General features: G+C 71.3%; 18 protein-coding genes. 12 read left to right on the top strand and 6 right to left on the bottom strand.

Translation table 11 applies throughout. From position 1 onward, the window contains the following. Positions 1-33: 33 nt before the first annotated feature. A complete protein-coding gene (locus ACWGIH_RS37025) occupies positions 34-474 on the top strand; it encodes a GNAT family N-acetyltransferase (RefSeq protein WP_453450097.1) in 441 nt (146 codons plus the stop codon). A 157-nt stretch (positions 475-631) separates the two neighbouring features. Beyond that, a complete protein-coding gene (locus ACWGIH_RS37020) occupies positions 632-1255 on the top strand; it encodes a nucleoside deaminase (RefSeq protein WP_453450098.1) in 624 nt (207 codons plus the stop codon). Here the strand turns inward: ACWGIH_RS37020 and ACWGIH_RS37015 are convergent. The 3 genes from ACWGIH_RS37015 to ACWGIH_RS37005 form a co-directional block, all read right to left on the bottom strand. Further along, positions 1203-1724 carry a DUF6314 family protein gene (locus ACWGIH_RS37015; RefSeq protein ID WP_453450099.1) on the bottom strand — a complete coding sequence of 174 codons (522 nt, stop codon included), beginning with the start codon at positions 1722-1724 and terminating at the stop codon, positions 1203-1205. The two genes, ACWGIH_RS37020 and ACWGIH_RS37015, sit on opposite strands and share 53 nt — an antisense overlap. 47 nt (positions 1725-1771) lie before the next feature. Continuing rightward, positions 1772-2758: an aldo/keto reductase gene (locus ACWGIH_RS37010; RefSeq protein WP_453450100.1), complete on the bottom strand. Its 987-nt coding sequence runs from the start codon at positions 2756-2758 to the stop codon at positions 1772-1774. Between the two features lie 102 nt (positions 2759-2860). Then, positions 2861-3334 carry a VOC family protein gene (locus ACWGIH_RS37005; protein WP_453450102.1) on the bottom strand — a complete coding sequence of 158 codons (474 nt, stop codon included), beginning with the start codon at positions 3332-3334 and terminating at the stop codon, positions 2861-2863. Between the two features lie 179 nt (positions 3335-3513). Between ACWGIH_RS37005 and ACWGIH_RS37000 the strand changes: the two genes are divergently transcribed. Genes ACWGIH_RS37000 through ACWGIH_RS36975 form a run of 6 tightly spaced genes read left to right on the top strand, consistent with a single transcriptional unit; the run spans position 3514 to position 8865 of the window. Beyond that, a complete protein-coding gene (locus ACWGIH_RS37000) occupies positions 3514-3900 on the top strand; it encodes a hypothetical protein (protein ID WP_453450103.1) in 387 nt (128 codons plus the stop codon). A 59-nt stretch (positions 3901-3959) separates the two neighbouring features. Further along, positions 3960-4988 carry an N-acetyl-gamma-glutamyl-phosphate reductase gene (gene argC / locus ACWGIH_RS36995; RefSeq protein WP_453450104.1) on the top strand — a complete coding sequence of 343 codons (1029 nt, stop codon included), beginning with the start codon at positions 3960-3962 and terminating at the stop codon, positions 4986-4988. Next, a complete protein-coding gene (gene argJ / locus ACWGIH_RS36990) occupies positions 4985-6139 on the top strand; it encodes a bifunctional glutamate N-acetyltransferase/amino-acid acetyltransferase ArgJ (RefSeq protein WP_453450105.1) in 1155 nt (384 codons plus the stop codon). Before argC ends, argJ begins: the two co-directional genes overlap by 4 nt. Next, entirely contained in the window at positions 6136-7098 is a 963-nt protein-coding gene (argB, locus tag ACWGIH_RS36985) for an acetylglutamate kinase (protein ID WP_453450106.1), read from the top strand. The genes argJ and argB overlap by 4 nt, the downstream gene beginning before the upstream one ends. Continuing rightward, positions 7095-8303, top strand: coding sequence for an acetylornithine transaminase (locus ACWGIH_RS36980; RefSeq protein ID WP_453450107.1), 1209 nt, complete (start codon positions 7095-7097; stop codon positions 8301-8303). Before argB ends, ACWGIH_RS36980 begins: the two co-directional genes overlap by 4 nt. A gap of 7 nt (positions 8304-8310) precedes the next feature. Beyond that, a complete protein-coding gene (locus tag ACWGIH_RS36975; RefSeq protein ID WP_453450108.1) occupies positions 8311-8865 on the top strand; it encodes an arginine repressor in 555 nt (184 codons plus the stop codon). A gap of 52 nt (positions 8866-8917) precedes the next feature. Here the strand turns inward: ACWGIH_RS36975 and ACWGIH_RS36970 are convergent, their stop codons facing one another. The 3 genes from ACWGIH_RS36970 to ACWGIH_RS36960 form a co-directional block, all read right to left on the bottom strand. After that, complete coding sequence (locus ACWGIH_RS36970) at positions 8918-9913, bottom strand: bile acid:sodium symporter family protein (RefSeq protein ID WP_453450109.1); 996 nt, start codon at positions 9911-9913, stop codon at positions 8918-8920. Between the two features lie 105 nt (positions 9914-10018). Further along, entirely contained in the window at positions 10019-10732 is a 714-nt protein-coding gene (locus ACWGIH_RS36965) for a L,D-transpeptidase family protein (RefSeq protein ID WP_453450110.1), read from the bottom strand. Between the two features lie 3 nt (positions 10733-10735). Beyond that, a complete protein-coding gene (locus tag ACWGIH_RS36960; protein WP_453450111.1) occupies positions 10736-11323 on the bottom strand; it encodes a pyridoxamine 5'-phosphate oxidase family protein in 588 nt (195 codons plus the stop codon). Positions 11324-11461: 138 nt separating this feature from the next. Between ACWGIH_RS36960 and argH the strand changes: the two genes are divergently transcribed. The 4 genes from argH (at position 11462) to ACWGIH_RS36940 (ending at position 16180) form a co-directional block, all read left to right on the top strand. After that, positions 11462-12892: an argininosuccinate lyase gene (argH, locus tag ACWGIH_RS36955; RefSeq protein ID WP_453450112.1), complete on the top strand. Its 1431-nt coding sequence runs from the start codon at positions 11462-11464 to the stop codon at positions 12890-12892. Positions 12893-12987: 95 nt separating this feature from the next. Continuing rightward, positions 12988-13962, top strand: a complete 975-nt coding sequence (locus ACWGIH_RS36950) for an aldo/keto reductase (RefSeq protein ID WP_453450113.1) — start codon at positions 12988-12990, stop codon at positions 13960-13962. An 83-nt stretch (positions 13963-14045) separates the two neighbouring features. Then, entirely contained in the window at positions 14046-14597 is a 552-nt protein-coding gene (locus tag ACWGIH_RS36945; protein ID WP_453450114.1) for a TetR/AcrR family transcriptional regulator, read from the top strand. Next, the gene (locus tag ACWGIH_RS36940; protein WP_453450115.1) at positions 14594-16180 is read left to right on the top strand and encodes an MFS transporter; all 1587 of its coding nucleotides are present in this window, start codon (positions 14594-14596) and stop codon (positions 16178-16180) included. Before ACWGIH_RS36945 ends, ACWGIH_RS36940 begins: the two co-directional genes overlap by 4 nt. Positions 16181-16226: the final 46 nt, after the last annotated feature.

Raw genomic sequence — 16226 nt, 5'->3', positions numbered from 1 at the left:
CCGCCCGGCGGGGCGGCTGCGAGGCTTGCGGCCATGACCGACGCACACCACACGCTTCCCGCCGGGTACGAGATGTCCACCGACGCCGCCCGGCTCGATCCCGCCCGCGTCCACCAGTGGCTCTCCACGGACGCGTACTGGGCCATGGGCCGCTCCCGCGAGAAGCAGGACCGGGCGATCGCGGGATCGCTCAACTTCGGGATCTACGAGGCGGCTTCCGGCACGCAGGTCGCGTACGCCCGCGTGGTCACGGACCACACGACCTTCGCCTGGCTCTGCGACGTGTACGTGGACCGCTCGGCGCGCGGCAAGGGCCTGGGGAGCGCGCTCGTGGCCGCCGTCAAGGACCATCTGGAGCCGTGCGGCCTGCGCCGGATCCTGCTGGCGACGGCCGATGCGCACGGGGTGTACGAGAAGGCCGGATTCAGCGCCCTCGAAAACCCGGCGAAGTGGATGGCGCTGGGGCTGCAGTGAGACGCGTCCCGGGAGCAAGGACCGCGTGCGGACTCGTCGTGAGGCCTTGACCCGCGCAGCCGCGGGCTCCACGATCACCGCATGCACAGTCGCGTCCCGCTCATCGCCGCCGGGCGAAGCGGGTCGCTGCTCGCCGAGCAACGGAACCTGGAGGACCGTGAACACCCTCGTGCCCGAGGAATTCACCCCCGCCTGGGAGCGGCTCGCCCCCACGGCCCGCCGCTGTCTCGAACTCGCCCACCGCTCCCTGCGCGACGGCGGGCTCGCGGTCGGCGCAGTGCTGACCGACGCTGCCGGGACGGCCGTCGCCGAGGGGCGCAACCGAGCGTACGACCCTCCGGGCGGGGACGACGTCCTCCAGGGGACGCCCTTGGCGCACGCGGAGATGAACGCGCTGGCACGCGCGCGTACGGAATGGGACCTGGGCGGCCACACCCTGTGGAGCAGTCACGAGCCCTGCGCGATGTGCGCGGCGGCGGCCGGCTTCACCGGGGTCGGCCGGGTGCGGTTCGTCGCGCGGGACCCCTGGGCCCTTGCCACCGGGCAGCCGCCGTCAGCCGCGGACGCCCTGGGGGACCCGTGGTGGGAGATGTGCGCGAACGTCCTCTTCCTGCGCAGCGTCGTGCTGCAGAGGGGCGCTGATCACGCGACGGTGCGGGGGCACGCGGCGCTCGACCCTGAGGCCGTACGGATCGCCGTCGACCCCGGCTTTCCCGAGACGGACGACGTCACGGAGCTGTTCGCGGCGTTGTGGAGCCACATCGTGTGTACGCGGTCGTGAGGATCAGGTCCTTCGCGGGGCCCGCGACCCGCCACCGCATCCGCCAGCGCCGCTCGTCGTACACCTCGAACTCGCCGCGATAGAGGTCGAGCGCGCACGGGTGGTCGGCGGTGTGCCTGCCGGTGCGCAGGTCCAGGTCGTGGAAGGGGCGGCCGTCGGCGAACAGGACGTGCGCGGTGGCCGGGTCGTTCCCCGGCACGAAGCGGAGGGTGCGCTCGGCGGGGCGGGGAGTGCCGCGCCAGGTGAAGGTGCCGGACTCGTGGTGCAGGAGGCCGCCGTCGTCGGACGGGGTGAACACCGTCATGCCCGAGAAGTACCCTTCCGCGTTGCCCGCCAGATCCCGCGCCGTCCGTTCCACCTGCCAGGTCCCGGCCAGGTACGCCAGCACGTCCGGTACGCCGTGGAAGGCCTGAGGGTCCCCCACGCGTCGCGTGCCGTCGTGCGTGGCTGCTTCATCCGGAGAGGGCATGGCCGCAGGCTACGCGGCCACCATCCCCGGCCCGCGCCCCGGGATGTCTACTTGTCGACGAATCCGAGACTGTTCTCGTCGTACCGCGTCCCGGCGACCGCGCCCGCCGGCGCCGCCGCGTCGATGGCCGCCAGCTCGTCGGCGGAGAGCTCGACGGCGAGCGCGCCCAGGTTCTCCGTGAGGTACTTCTCCCGGCGCGTGCCCGGGATCGGCACCACGTCGTCGCCGCGGTGCTGGACCCAGGCGAGGGCGAGCTGCCCCGCGGTGACGCCCTTCTCCTCGGCCAGCGTGTTGAGGGCGGCGACGATGGGCAGGTTGCGCTCCAGGTTCCCGTCGGCGAACCGCGGCTGGTCGCGCCGCATGTCTCCTTCCTGAAGGCCGGCGACCGAGGTGTAGCGCCCGGTCAGAAATCCGCGGCCGAGCGGCGAGAACGGCACGATGCCGACGCCGAGTTCGCGGCAGACCGGTGCGATCTCCGCCTCCAGGTCCCGCGTCCACAGCGACCACTCGCTCTGCAGCGCGGCGATCGGATGCACCGCGTGCGCCCGCCGGATCGTCTGCGCGCTCGCCTCGGAGAGACCGAGGTGACGTACCTTCCCGGCCTCGACGAGCTCGGACATCGCGCCGACCGTCTCCTCGATGGGCACGTCCTGGTCGACGCGGTGCAGGTAGTACAGGTCGATGTGATCGACCCCGAGCCGCCGCAGCGAGGCGTCGCACGCCTGTCGTACGTAGGCCGCGTCGCCCCTGATCCGGGTCGGCTCGCCGAGACGGTTGGCGAAGCCGAACTTCGTGGCGAGGACGGCCTGCTCGCGGCGGCCGGCCAGCGCGCGTCCGATCAGCTCCTCGTTGTGCCCGGCGCCGTAGACGTCGGAGGTGTCGAGCAGGGTGACGCCGAGGTCGAGGGCGCGGTGGAGCGTCGTGATCGACTGCGTGTCGTCCGAGGCGCCGTACGCGTGGCTCATCCCCATGCAGCCGAGCCCCTGCGCCGAAACGGTCAGTGCACCGAGACGGCGGGTGGGAATACTGGTCATGCCGGTACCTCCAGTGGAGCCGTGGGCCCGTGTCGGGCGGACGGCTCCGACCCTAGGAGCTGGAGTCAGCTCCAAGTCAAACCCTTTGGGCGGGCGCGACGGTCACTTCTGGTCCGCCGCCGCGTACAGCGCCGCCACGTCGATCTTCTTCATGCCGAGCATGGCCGCCATGGCGCGCTGCGCCCGCGCCTCGTCGGGGTCGGACACGAGTTCGCCCAGGGCGGCGGGGACGACCTGCCAGGAGAGACCGAACTTGTCCTTGAGCCAGCCGCAGGGGCCTTCCTCGCCGCCCTCGGAGAGCTTCGTCCAGTAGTGGTCGACCTCGTCCTGGTCGGCGCACTCGATCGTGAAGGAGACCGCCTCGTTGAAGGTGAACTGGGGGCCGCCGTTGAGCGCCAGGTACGGCAGGCCGTCGAGCTCGAAGTCGACGGTCATCACGGTCCCGGCGGGACGCGGCCCGGCGTCTCCGTAGTGGGCGACGTTCGTGATTTTCGAGTTGGGGAAGACCTGCACGTAGAACCTGGCGGCGTCCTCGCCCTGCGTGTCGAACCAGAGGGTGGGCGTGATGCGGGGCATGACTCTCTCCTGTCGTCGGCGTCGCGTCTGGCTGGCTGTCTGTACTGAACCTTGCTCTGTACTGACCCTTGCTCGCGTGCGAACTCATCGCCACCCGCGTGACTGTGGGCGGGAAATCTTGGCAGCGGCGGCCTTACCGTCCTCTGGCGGCGGGCCGCGCGCCGTGGGATCGTCCGCGGATGACCGACGCTGCCGGTGGGCCGGCGACCTTGGGGCGACCGGACGACCGCATCGCGTCCGCCCTGCGCTTCGTGACGGAACTCGTCGCGTGGGTGGCCACCCCCTGGGCCCTCGCCGCGTACTCGTGGCCGCTCGCGGCCTTGTCCGTGCTGGTCCTGATCGGCCTTCCGACGCTGTTCTCGACCCCGGGGGACAAGGCCCACGTGATCATCGCCGTGCCGGGCCCGGTCACGGTCCTGCTGGTGCTGCTCCAGCTCGTCGCCGCCGTGGTCTCCTCGTGGTCTGCCTGGCCGGACTGGGCGGCGGTCACCGTGACCTTGCTGGCCACCGCCACCCTCTTCACGGAACGCCGGCGATGGCGGTGGCTGATCTCTGGCCGCCCCTGACCCTCGTTGCATAAAACTGCGGCCGTGCGTATAGTCATGCCATCCAAGAGGAGGGTTCCATGGCGGTACGCGCAGCAGTGGCAGGAGCGAGTGGGTACGCGGGCGGTGAATTGCTGCGTCTGCTGCTCGTCCACCCCGAGGTGGAGATCGGCGCCCTCACCGGCAACTCGAACGCGGGCCAGCGCCTCGGCGCGCTGCAGCCGCACCTGGGGCCGCTCGCCGACCGTGTCCTGGAGCCGACCACCGCCGAGGTACTCGCCGGTCACGATGTCGTCTTCCTCGCCCTGCCCCACGGCCAGTCCGCCGTCGTCGCCGAGCAGCTCGGCCCGGACGTCCTCGTCGTCGACATGGGCGCCGACTTCCGGCTCGAGGACGCGGCCGACTGGGAGAAGTTCTACGGCAGCGAGCACGCCGGTACCTGGCCCTACGGCCTGCCCGAGCTGCCGGGCGCCCGTGCGGGACTCGAGGGGTCCAAGCGCATCGCGGTGCCCGGCTGCTATCCCACGGCCGTCTCGCTCGCGCTCTTTCCCGCGTACGCCGCCGGGCTCGCCGAGGCCGAAGCGGTGATCGTCGCCGCTTCCGGGACCTCGGGCGCGGGCAAGGCCGCCAAGCCGCATCTGCTCGGCTCCGAGGTCATGGGCTCCATGTCGCCGTACGGCGTCGGCGGAGTCCACCGGCACACCCCCGAGATGATCCAGAACCTTTCCGCCGCCGCGGGCACCCCCGTCACCGTCTCCTTCACGCCCACCCTGGCCCCGATGCCCCGCGGCATCCTCGCCACGTGCAGCGCGAAGGCGACGGACGGCGTCACCGCCGAGTCCGTGCGTGCCGCGTACGAGAAGGCCTACGCGGACGAGCCGTTCGTGCGCCTGCTCCCCGAGGGGCAGTGGCCGGCGACCGCCGCCGTGTACGGCTCGAACGCCGTGCAGATCCAGGTCGCGTACGACGAGGCGGCGGGGCGCGTCATCGTGATCTGCGCCATCGACAACCTCACCAAGGGCACCGCGGGCGGCGCCCTGCAGAGCATGAACATCGCCCTCGGCCTCGACGAGGCCACCGGGCTCTCTACGATCGGAGTGGCACCGTGAGCGTCACGGCAGCTAAGGGATTCACGGCGGCGGGCATCGCCGCCGGGATCAAGGAGAACGGCAACCCGGACCTGGCCCTCGTGGTCAACACCGGGCCCCGCCTGGCCGCCGCGGGCGTCTTCACCTCCAACCGCGTCAAGGCCGCTCCGGTCCTCTGGTCGGAGCAGGTCGTCAAGGGCGGCCTCGTCTCGGCCGTCGTCCTCAACTCCGGTGGCGCCAACGCCTGTACGGGCCCGCAGGGCTTCCAGGACACACACGCCACCGCGGAGAAGGTCGCCGAGACCCTCGACCTGAACGCGGGCGAGGTCGCCGTCGCGTCGACCGGGCTCATCGGCGTCACGCTCCCCATGGACAAGCTCCTGCCGGGAGTCGAGAGCGCGGCCGGTGAACTCTCCGCGCACGGCGGCGAGAAGGCCGCCATCGCCATCAAGACCACCGACAGCGTGCACAAGACGGCCGTGGCCGCCAAGGACGGTTGGACGGTCGGCGGCATGGCGAAGGGCGCGGGCATGCTCGCCCCCGGACTCGCCACGATGCTCGTCGTCCTGACCACGGACGCCGACCTCGAAGCGGACGTCCTGGACAGGGCGCTGCGGGACGCCACGAAGGTCACCTTCGACCGTGTCGACTCCGACGGCTGCATGTCGACGAACGACACGGTGCTCCTGCTGGCCTCCGGCGCCGCTCAAGTGGCCCCGGAATACGCCGAGTTCGCCGAGGCCGTCCGTACCGTCTGCGACGACCTTGCACGCCAGCTCATCGGCGACGCCGAGGGCGCGAGCAAGGACATCCGGATCGAGGTCGTCAACGCCGCCTCCGAGGACGACGCCGTCGAGGTGGGCCGCTCCATCGCCCGCAACAACCTCCTCAAGTGCGCCATCCACGGCGAGGACCCCAACTGGGGCCGGGTGCTCTCCGCCATCGGCACGACGAAGGCCGCCTTCGAGCCCGACCAGCTGAACGTCGCGATCAACGGCGTCTGGGTCTGCAAGAACGGCAGCGTGGGCGAGGACCGCGACCTCGTCGACATGCGCTACCGCGAGGTCAAGATCACCGCGGATCTGGCGGCGGGCACCGCCGAGCCCGTCGTGATCTGGGCCAACGACCTCACCGCCGACTACGTCCACGAGAACAGCGCGTACTCCTCATGAGCAGCGACACGAGCAGCAGCAACAGCGGTAATCCCACCGCGCGGAAGCACACCGCGCTCCCCAAGGCGCAGATCCTCATCGAGGCGCTGCCCTGGCTGACCCGGCACCGCGGCAAGACCGTCGTCATCAAGTTCGGCGGCAACGCCATGGTCGACGAGGAGCTGAAGGCCGCCTTCGCGCAGGACGTCGTCTTCCTGCACCACGCGGGCCTGCGGCCCGTCGTCGTGCACGGCGGCGGACCGCAGATCAGCAAGGCCCTCGACCGGCACGGCATCGTCAGCGAGTTCAAGGCGGGCCTGCGCGTCACCACCGAGGACGCCATGGACGTCGTACGGATGGTGCTCGCCGGACAGGTCCAGCGCGAGCTCGTCGGGCTGCTCAACCAGCACGGCCCGCTCGCCGTCGGCCTCACCGGCGAGGACGCGCACACCATCACCGCCACCAAGCACCAGCCCCGCATCGAGGGCGAGTTGGTCGACATCGGCCGCGTCGGCGAGATCACCGAGATCGACACCGGTGCCATCGAGGCGCTGCTCGCGGACGGCCGCATCCCGGTCGTCTCCTCGATCGCCCGCTCCCAGGACGACGGACATGTCTACAACGTCAATGCTGATACGGCGGCTGCGGCACTCGCTGCGGCCCTTGATGCCGAAACCCTCATGGTCCTCACGGACGTCGAGGGACTCTACGAGGACTGGCCGAACAGCGACGAGGTGATCAGCCGCCTGACCGCGAAGGAACTGGAGAAGCTCCTTCCCGAGCTGGCCAGCGGCATGGTCCCGAAGATGGAGGGCTGCCTGCACGCCGTCCGCAACGGCGTCGAGACGGCCCGCGTGATCGACGGCCGGGTCCAGCACTCGATCCTGCTCGAGATCTTCACGGACGAGGGCATCGGCACGATGGTCGTGCCGGACGCCCCCGACGTATCCGACGACGTGACAGAGGGGGAAGCGGCATGACCGGCAACGAGGAACTGACCAAGCGCTGGCAGGACGCGCTGATGGACAACTACGGCACCCCCAGGCTGCCCCTCGTCCGCGGCGCGGGAACCAAGCTGTGGGACGCAGACGGCAAGGAGTATGTCGACTTCGTCGGCGGCATCGCGGTCAACGCGCTCGGCCACGCCCACCCGGCGGTCGTCGAGGCGGTCAGCACCCAGATCGCGTCCCTGAGCCACGTCTCGAACCTCTTCGTCGCCGAGCCGCCCGTCGCGCTGGCCGAGCGGCTGCTCCAGCTCTTCGGGCGCGAGGGCCGGGTGTACTTCTGCAACTCCGGCGCCGAGGCCAACGAAGGCGCCTTCAAGATCGGCCGCCTGACCGGGCGTTCGCACATGGTCGCCACGGAGGGCGGCTTCCACGGCCGGACCATGGGGGCGCTCGCGCTCACCGGCCAGCCCGGCAAGCGGGAGCCGTTCCTGCCGCTGCCCGGCGACGTCACACACGTCCCGTACGGAGACGTGGAGGCCCTGCGGGCAGCGGTCACCGAAGAGACGGCCCTCGTCGTCATCGAGCCCATCCAGGGCGAGAACGGTGTGGTCGTGCCGCCCGCGGGCTACCTCAAGGCCGCCCGCGACATCACCAAGGCCACCGGAACCCTCCTCGTCCTCGACGAGGTGCAGACCGGAATCGGCCGTACCGGCCACTGGTTCGAGTACCTCGCGCACGAGGGCGTGCAGCCCGACGTCGTCACGCTCGCGAAGGGTCTCGGCGGCGGACTGCCGCTCGGCGCGACGGTCGCGTTCGGCGCGGCGGCCGAACTCCTCAAGCCCGGTCACCACGGAACGACGTTCGGCGGGAACCCGGTGGCGTGCGCCGCGGGGCTCGCGGTGCTCGACACGATCGAGGCCGACGGACTCCTGGAGAACGTGAAGCGGGCAGGCGAGAAGCTGCGCGACGGAATCGAGTCACTCGGACACCCGCTCGTGGGCCATGTCCGGGGTGCGGGCCTGCTGCTGGGTATCGTGCTCACCGAGCCGCTCGCGCCCCAGGTGCAGCAGGCGGCTCAGGACGCCGGCTTCCTGGTGAACGCGCCCGCCCCTGATGTCGTACGGCTGATGCCCCCGCTGAACGTGCGCGACGACGAGGTGGACGCGCTCATCGGGGCCCTGCCAGGCGTGCTCGACCAGGCCACCGCGGCCGACGGGGACGGACGATCCGGAGAATGAGACGACGATGAGCCAGGCGCAAGGCAACGAGCACGCGGAACACCCGGATCACGCCGGGCCCGCCGTGCCGCAGACCCGCACCGCACGCCACCGCCGGATCGTGGACATCCTCAACCGGCAGCCGGTGCGCTCCCAGAGCCAGCTGGCGAAGCTGCTCGCCGACGACGGCCTCACGGTCACCCAGGCGACGCTCTCGCGGGACCTGGACGAGCTGAACGCAGTGAAGATCCGCAATGCCGAGGGCGACCTCATCTACGCGGTGCCGAGCGAGGGCGGCTTCCGCACCCCGCGCGCGCCGCTCGGGGAGTCGGCCAAGGAGGAGCGGATGCGCCGCCTCTCCGCGGAGCTCCTGATCTCCGCGGAGGCCTCGGCCAACCTGGTGGTCGTGCGCACACCGCCGGGCGCCGCCCAGTTCCTGGCCTCGGCGATCGACCAGGCGGAACTGCACGACATCCTGGGGACGATCGCGGGAGACGACACCCTGATGCTGATCAGCCGGGAGGCCGCCGGAGGGCAGGCGCTGGCCGATCACCTGCTGAGGCTGGCCTCGAACGAGCACTAGCCGGCCCCAGGGCCTCGCGCACCGCCGATCACCGGCTTCGCCGAGTTCGTCCTCAAACGCCGGACGGGCTGGATTCCGCCTCCTGCTCCGTCCGGCGCGCCCGGTGCGACATCCACGCGGCGACCAGCGCCCCCGAGACGTTGTGCCACACGGAGAACACGGCGGCGGGCAGTGCGGCGAGCGGGCTGAAGTGGGCGGTGGCGAGCGACGCCGCGAGCCCCGAGTTCTGCATGCCGACCTCGAAGGCCATGGCCCGCGAGGCGGGCGGGCCGAGACGGGCCAGCTTGCCCGCGCCGTAGCCGAGCGCGAGGCCGAGGCCGTTGTGCAGGACGACGGCGACGAACACGAGCAGCGCGGCGGACTTGATGGCCGTCGCGCTGCCCGCGACCACCACGGCCACGATGACGGCGATGGTCAGCGCGGAAAGCCACGGCAGCGCGCTGAGCACCCGCCCGATGTAGCGGCCGAACAGCAGGCGTACGACGAGACCGGCGAGAACCGGAAGCAGCACGGTCTTGAGGATGTCGGTGACCATCGATCCCGCGTCCACGGGCAGGTACTCGCCCGCGAGGAGCAGGGTCAGCGGCGGTGTGATGAGCGGCGCGAGCACGGTCGAGACGGTGGCCACCGAGACGGACAGGGCCACATCGCCGCGCGCCAGGTAGGTCACGACGTTGGACGCGGTCCCGCTCGGCGCACAGCCCACGAGGATCACACCGGCGGCCAGCTGGGGCGAGAGCCCGAGCGCGTGCGCGATCAGCCAGCCGAGGCCCGGCATGATCACGTAATGCGCGACAAGGCCGAGCGCGACGGCCCAGGGCCGCTTGACGACGCCCTGGAAGTCGAGCGGGGTCATGGTGAGCCCCATGCAGAACATCACGAGCCCCAGGAGGTACGGGACGTTCGTGCCCCAGCCCTTGAAGGCGTCCGGCGCCAGCAGGCCGAGCGCGCCCGCGGCGAGCACGAGGACGGGGAAGACCGTGACGGCGAGGCGGGCCGCCCTGTCGCCGCTCTCCGTTGAAGTGGGGATCGTCTGTTCGGTTTGCACCCGGCGATGCAACGCCGCCGCGCGGCACGGACGCAAACCCGTCTCGATATGTGGTCGCTACACGGAGCTGGCGCGGAGCTGGCGGGACCGCTCAGTCCGGACCGCTCAGTACCGCGTGATGGCGGTCGCCCCCGACGCCGTCCCGATCGCCATGTGCGGCCGTTGGTCCGGATCGGCCCACCGCAGGATCCGCCCCATCGCCCCGCCCGGCACGGACACGCAACCCGCCGTCGCCCCGCTGCCGTTGACGTGCAGGAAGATCCCGGCGCCGCGACCCCGCACCGGGCGGTCGTAGTTGAAGCCGATCACGAGGGCGTGCGCGTACTGGGGGTCGTACGTGATGAGGTGCTCCGACTCGGCGGCGCGGCAGTCGGCGGGGCGGGGCTGGGTCCAGCGGTTGTAGGAGCGGGAGTCGTTGTCCTGGCACCACCAGGAGTTCTTCGCGACCCGGCGGTACGGATAGCCCGTGCCCGGCGGCCGGGCCTTGATCCCGAAGGCGTACGGGAGGCGGAAGAGGCCGGTGGGGGTCGTGTTGGTCCCCTGCTTGCGGGAGCCGCCCTCCGTCAGGCCCTTCGCGCCGAACCGCGCCGCCACCGACCCGGCCTTCACCCACCGCCCGCCGCGCCGGTCCCACCACGTGACGGTGCCGGTGGTGGAGCCGGTGCGCGCGGCCTCGGCGGTGACGAGCTGGCTGCCGCCGCCCGTGTCGGCCATCCGTTCCGGCAGCGGCGGGCTCGCGCCCGGCGCGGCCCCGAGGGTTCCGGTGACGGCGAGCACGAGGGCGGCTGTGGAACTGAGGACGGCGGCACGGGGGCGCATGGCTCAGACCGTAGTAGGAGGCAAGGGCAGCGGCAGCCCCGGCAGGCCGTCGATGCTCTGTGCGATGTACTCCTTCTTGCTGAAGTAGGCGTTCAGCGACGCGTCGTCCTCGCGGGCGAAGCGCTTGGCGTGCAGGTCGCGGTCCTCGTCGTACGACATGAAGGGCACCGCGTATCCGCAGGTGTCACGGATGAGTTCGGCTGTCACGACGATGATGGCGCGCAGGCCGTGCGGGGTCGGGTCTATGCCGGGGAAGTGCCCGAGCAGCTCCGCCCAGCGCGGGTCGTCGCGGAAGACGGGTTCGCCGCGCCCGTGCACCCGGACGATGTTCGGCGGCCCCTGGAAGGCGGTCCACATCAGGGTGATGCGGCCGTTCTCCCGCAGATGCGCGACCGTCTCCGCGTTGCTGCCCGCGAAGTCCAGGTAGGCGATGGTGAGATCGTCGATGACCGCGAGGGAGCCGGAGAGGCCCTTGGGGGAGAGGTTGATCGTGCCGTCGTCGGCCAGCGGCGCGGTGGCGGTGAAGAAGACGGGCTGAGCCTCGATGAAGGAGCGGAGTCTGCCGTCGATGCGTTCGTGAGTCTTTCCCATGGTCAGGGATTATTCGCCGAGATACTTCGCCCGTCTAATGACTTCACGCGGCGACGCACGCCAAGACCGGATTGACGAAACATACGGAGTTCTGCATACTCATGCATGACGGCGAATGCAGGCTAAGGAGTACGTGAAGTGAGCAGCAACAACGGCGGTGACGTCCGGCTCTGGGGCGGCCGTTTCGCGGACGGCCCGGCCGAGGCCCTGGCCAAGCTGTCGGCGTCGGTCCACTTCGACTGGCGCCTCGCGCCGTACGACATCGCCGGGTCCCGCGCCCACGCGCGCGTGCTCCACAAGGCGGGGCTGCTCACCGAGGACGAGCTGACCCGCATGCTGGGCGGCCTCGACCGGCTCGAGGCCGATGTGGCCGACGGCTCCTTCGTGGGCACCATCGCCGACGAGGACGTCCACACCGCCCTGGAGCGGGGCCTGCTCGAGCGCCTCGGGGCGGACCTCGGCGGCAAGCTGCGCGCGGGGCGGTCGCGGAACGACCAGGTGGCGACGCTCTTCCGGATGTACCTGCGGGACCACGCCCGCATCATCGGCGGCCTGATCGCCGACCTCCAGGGCGCGCTCGTGGGCCTCGCCGAGGCGCACCCCGACGTCGCCATGCCGGGCCGTACGCACCTCCAGCACGCCCAGCCCGTGCTCTTCGCGCACCACGTCCTCGCGCACGTCCAGTCCCTCTCCCGGGACGCCGAACGCCTGCGGCAGTGGGACGAGCGGACGGCCGTGTCGCCGTACGGCTCGGGCGCGCTCGCGGGGTCCTCGCTCGGTCTCGACCCGGAGGCCGTCGCCGCGGACCTCGGCTTCGAGCACGGCTCGGCCGGCAACTCCATCGACGGCACGGCGTCCCGGGACTTCGCGGCGGAGTTCGCCTTCATCACCGCGATGATCGGCGTGAACCTCTCCCGGATCGCCGAGGAGATCATCCTGTGGAACACGAAGGAGTTCTCCTTCGTCACGCTCCACGACGCCTTCTCGACCGGCTCGTCGATCATGCCGCAGAAGAAGAATCCGGACATCGCCGAGCTGGCGCGCGGCAAGTCCGGGCGGCTCATCGGCAACCTGACGGGCCTGATGGCCACGCTCAAGGCGCTTCCGCTCGCGTACAACCGCGACCTCCAGGAGGACAAGGAGCCGGTCTTCGACTCCAGCGACCAGCTCGAGGTCCTGCTCCCCGCCTTCACCGGCATGATGGCGACGCTCACCGTGCACCGCGAGCGCATGGAGGAACTGGCCCCGGCCGGCTTCTCGCTAGCCACGGACATCGCCGAATGGCTGGTCAAGCAGGGTGTGCCGTTCCGGGTGGCCCACGAGGTCGCGGGGGAGTGCGTCAAGGAGTGCGAGGCGCACGGCATCGAGCTCGACCAGCTCACGGACGAGCAGTTCGCCAAGATCTCCGAGCACCTCACCCCCGAGGTCCGCACCGTCCTGAACGTCCCCGGCGCCCTGGCCTCCCGCAACGGCCGCGGCGGCACCGCCCCCTCGGCCGTCGCCGCCCAGCTCGCCGAGGTCAAGGCCGATCTGACGGTCCAACAGCAGTGGGCCGCGGCGCGTAAGTGACGCCGGGGCAGCGCGTGCCGCGTTGACGTGGGCATCGCGGGTTACGTTGGTCGTCTTCGCAAGGAGCCGAAGGAGTCGACCGAACGGAGCCCGCGATGCCTTTCTCGCGTCTGGCCGCAGCAACGACCCCCACCGCCCACATCGGCTTCGGCCTCGCCGCCGTCGGCAGGCCCGGCTACATCACGCTCGGCCGCGACGCCGATCTGCCGCCCTCGCGCAGCGTCGAGGCCCTGCGTGAACGCACCCTCGAACTCCTGGACGCCGCCTACGCGTTGGGCGTGCGGTACATCGACGTGGCGCGCTCCTACGGCCGTTCCGAGGAGTTCCTCGCCGACTGGCTGCACGCCAGGCCCGACATCCACGACGTCGTGATCGGCAGCAAGTGGGGCTACACCTACACGGCCGCGTGGAACGCCGACGCCGCGGGCCCGCACGAGGTCAAGGACCACAGCCTCGCCGCGTACGTCCGCCAGCGCGAGGAGAGCGCCCACCTGCTCGGCGAACGCCTCGACCTCTATCAGATCCACTCCGTGACTCCGGAGAGCCCCGCCCTCACCGACAAGGAACTGCAGGCCGAACTCGCCGAGTTGGCGGCCACGGGGGTGACGGTCGGGCTCTCCGTCAGCGGCCCGCGGCAGGCGGCCGCGATCCGCGCCGCGCTCGAGGTGACCGTCGACGGCGCGCCGCTCTTCCGCACGGTCCAGGCGACGTACAACGCCCTGGAGACATCGGCGGGCCCCGCGCTCGCCGAGGCCCACGACGCGGGGCTCACCGTGCTCGTCAAGGAGGCCATGGCCAACGGCCGCCTCGCCGGCCCGCAGGCGCCCGCCGCCCTGCGCGAGATCGCCGAGGCCACCGGGCTCGGCTGCGACGCCGTGTCCCTGGCCCTGGTGCTCCGGCAGCCGTGGGCGGGCGTGGTCCTCTCCGGCGCCGCCACCTCGGTCCAGCTCGTCTCCAACCTGCACGCGGCGGCCGTGGACCTCGACGCCGGGCAGCTGGAGCGGCTCGCGGGTCTGGTGGAGGAGCCCGACGCGTACTGGGAGCGGCGCGGGCAGCTGCCCTGGCACTGAGAAACTCCGCAGGTCCCACCCTCCGGTGAGAGCCTTGCGTATCTCGTGAGACAAAAATGTCTCACATGGATTATGGTTGTCTCATGTCAGTCGATCGCGATCAGGTGCTCCGGAGTGCCGCGGCGCTCCTCACCCGCAAAGGCTCGGCCACGATGGACGAAGTGGCGCGCGCGGCGGGGATCAGCCGTGCCACCCTGCACCGCCACTTCGCGGGGCGCGACGCCCTCGTGCGCGCCCTGGAGGAGCTCGGCATCCAGGAGTGCGAGGCCGCCCTGAATGCGGCCAGGCTCGGCGAGGACGGCGCCCAGGAGGCGCTGCGCCGCCTGGTGAAGGAGTTCCAGCCGGCCGCCGGGCTGCTCGCGTTCCTCGTCACCGAGAACCAGCTGTTCGAGGACGACGCCCAGCACGAGGGCTGGTCCCGGCTCGACGACAGCATCGGCGCGCTCTTCCGGCGCGGCCAGGAGAGCGGAGAGTTCCGCATCGACCTGAGCCCCGCCTGGCTCACGGAGGCGCTGTACGGACTCGTGGGCGCCGGCGCCTGGGCCGTACTGGACGGCCGCGTGGCCGCCAAGGACTTCACACACATGATCGCCGAGCTGCTGATCGGCGGCGCACAACGGAGAGTGGAACCATGACCAGCATCGAACAGCGGACCGCGTCGGCGGAGGTCGAGCGCAGCCCCGGCCGCTGGCTCGCGCTCGCCGTGCTGGTCCTGGCCGTGCTGCTCGTCGCCGTGGACGCGACGGTGCTCGGCCTCGCCACCCCCTACATCAGCGAGGACCTCGAGCCGACCGGCACGCAGCTGCTGTGGATCGGCGACATCTACTCGTTCGTCATCGCGGGTCTGCTGGTCTCGATGGGCAGCCTCGGCGACCGCATCGGCCGCAAGAAGCTGCTGCTGATAGGGGCCGTCGCCTTCGGCGGGGTCTCGGTCCTGAACGCCTACGCGACCACGCCCGAAATGCTCATGCTGGCCCGCGCGCTGCTCGGTGTCGCGGGTGCGACGCTGATGCCGTCCACGCTCGCGCTGATCCGCAACATCTTCCACGACCCGCGGGAGCGCAGCCTCGCGGTCGGCATCTGGGGCGCGATGGCGTCGGCCGGTGCCGCCGTCGGTCCTGTCGTCGGCGGCTTCCTGCTCGAACACTTCTGGTGGGGTTCGGTCTTCCTGATCAACCTGCCGGTGATGGCGGTCCTGGTCGTCGTCGGCATCAAGTTCCTGCCCGAGTCGAAGAACCCGGCGCCGGGCCCGTGGGACCTGGTCAGCGTCGTGCTCTCGCTCATCGGCATGATCGCCGTCGTGTACGCCATCAAGGAGGCGGCGGCGCACGGCATCCGCTGGGACGTCGGGGCTGCGGCTGTGCTCGGCGTGGCGGCGCTCACCTGGTTCGTGCGGCGCCAGCTCACCCTGACGGCGCCTCTCCTGGACATGCGGCTCTTCCGCAATCGCGGGTTCTCCGGGGCGGTCCTCGCCGACCTCCTCACCGTGCTCGGGCTCTCCGGCCTGGTCTTCTTCCTCTCCCAGTTCCTGCAACTGGTCCAGGGGCGGCGACCCTTCGAGGCGGGCCTGGCCGAACTGCCCGCCGCGGTGGGCGCGGTGGCGGCCGGCCTGATCGCGGGCACGGTCGCGCGGCGGTTCTCCGTGCGCGCGGTCGTCGCCGGCGGACTCGCGGCGGTGGGCATCGCCCTCGCGGCGCTCACCACGCTGGAACAGAGCACCGGATATCCGCTGCTCGGCGCCTCGCTGCTGGTCGTCGGCATCGGCGCGGGCTTCTCGTTCACGGTGACCGCCGACGTCATCCTGTCCAGCGTGCCCAAGGAGCAGGCGGGCGCCGCGTCCGCGGTCTCCGAGACGGCGTACGAACTGGGCGCCGCCCTGGGCATCGCCCTGCTCGGCTCCATCGTCACCGGTGTCTACCGCGACTTCACCGCCCCGGCGGGCACCCCGCCCGAGGTGGCCTCGGCCGCGCACGAGTCACTGGGCGGCGCGGTGGAATCCTCCGCGAGCCTGCCCGCCCACGAAGCCCAGGCCATGCTGGCCTCCGCCCAGGACGCCTTCGTCGACGGGCTTCGGCTGGCGGCGGGCGTGGGCGCGGGGGTGCTCATCGCCACCGCCGTGGCGGCGTGGTTCCTCCTGAAGGGCTCGAAGCTGGAGGACGGCGGAGAGCCCCGTAAGGGGCGCGGGGAACTGCGCGACCAGCCACAGTCGACCCGCTGACGAAAGGAAGACGCGAAACGCCCGCACCCGCGCCAGGGGCAAGCCC

The sequence above is a fragment of the Streptomyces sp. NPDC054872 genome (assembly GCF_053610705.1).
The sequence above is the reverse complement of the archived record's forward strand: the minus strand, read 5'-3'. Positions and strand labels throughout refer to the sequence as shown.

Excerpts from the sequence above, each read along its gene's own strand:
- ACWGIH_RS36975 (WP_453450108.1), top strand. The coding sequence starts at position 8,311 with ATGAGCCAGGCGCAAGGCAACGAGCACGCGGAACACCCGGATCACGCC.
- ACWGIH_RS36960 (WP_453450111.1), bottom strand. The coding sequence starts at position 11,323 with ATGGGAAAGACTCACGAACGCATCGACGGCAGACTCCGCTCCTTCATC.
- ACWGIH_RS36945 (WP_453450114.1), top strand. The coding sequence starts at position 14,046 with ATGTCAGTCGATCGCGATCAGGTGCTCCGGAGTGCCGCGGCGCTCCTC.
- argB (WP_453450106.1), top strand. The coding sequence starts at position 6,136 with ATGAGCAGCGACACGAGCAGCAGCAACAGCGGTAATCCCACCGCGCGG.
- ACWGIH_RS37010 (WP_453450100.1), bottom strand. The coding sequence starts at position 2,758 with ATGACCAGTATTCCCACCCGCCGTCTCGGTGCACTGACCGTTTCGGCG.
- ACWGIH_RS37015 (WP_453450099.1), bottom strand. The coding sequence starts at position 1,724 with ATGCCCTCTCCGGATGAAGCAGCCACGCACGACGGCACGCGACGCGTG.
- ACWGIH_RS36950 (WP_453450113.1), top strand. The coding sequence starts at position 12,988 with ATGCCTTTCTCGCGTCTGGCCGCAGCAACGACCCCCACCGCCCACATC.
- ACWGIH_RS37025 (WP_453450097.1), top strand. The coding sequence starts at position 34 with ATGACCGACGCACACCACACGCTTCCCGCCGGGTACGAGATGTCCACC.
- ACWGIH_RS36965 (WP_453450110.1), bottom strand. The coding sequence starts at position 10,732 with ATGCGCCCCCGTGCCGCCGTCCTCAGTTCCACAGCCGCCCTCGTGCTC.
- ACWGIH_RS36940 (WP_453450115.1), top strand. The coding sequence starts at position 14,594 with ATGACCAGCATCGAACAGCGGACCGCGTCGGCGGAGGTCGAGCGCAGC.
- ACWGIH_RS37000 (WP_453450103.1), top strand. The coding sequence starts at position 3,514 with ATGACCGACGCTGCCGGTGGGCCGGCGACCTTGGGGCGACCGGACGAC.
- argC (WP_453450104.1), top strand. The coding sequence starts at position 3,960 with ATGGCGGTACGCGCAGCAGTGGCAGGAGCGAGTGGGTACGCGGGCGGT.
- ACWGIH_RS37005 (WP_453450102.1), bottom strand. The coding sequence starts at position 3,334 with ATGCCCCGCATCACGCCCACCCTCTGGTTCGACACGCAGGGCGAGGAC.
- ACWGIH_RS36980 (WP_453450107.1), top strand. The coding sequence starts at position 7,095 with ATGACCGGCAACGAGGAACTGACCAAGCGCTGGCAGGACGCGCTGATG.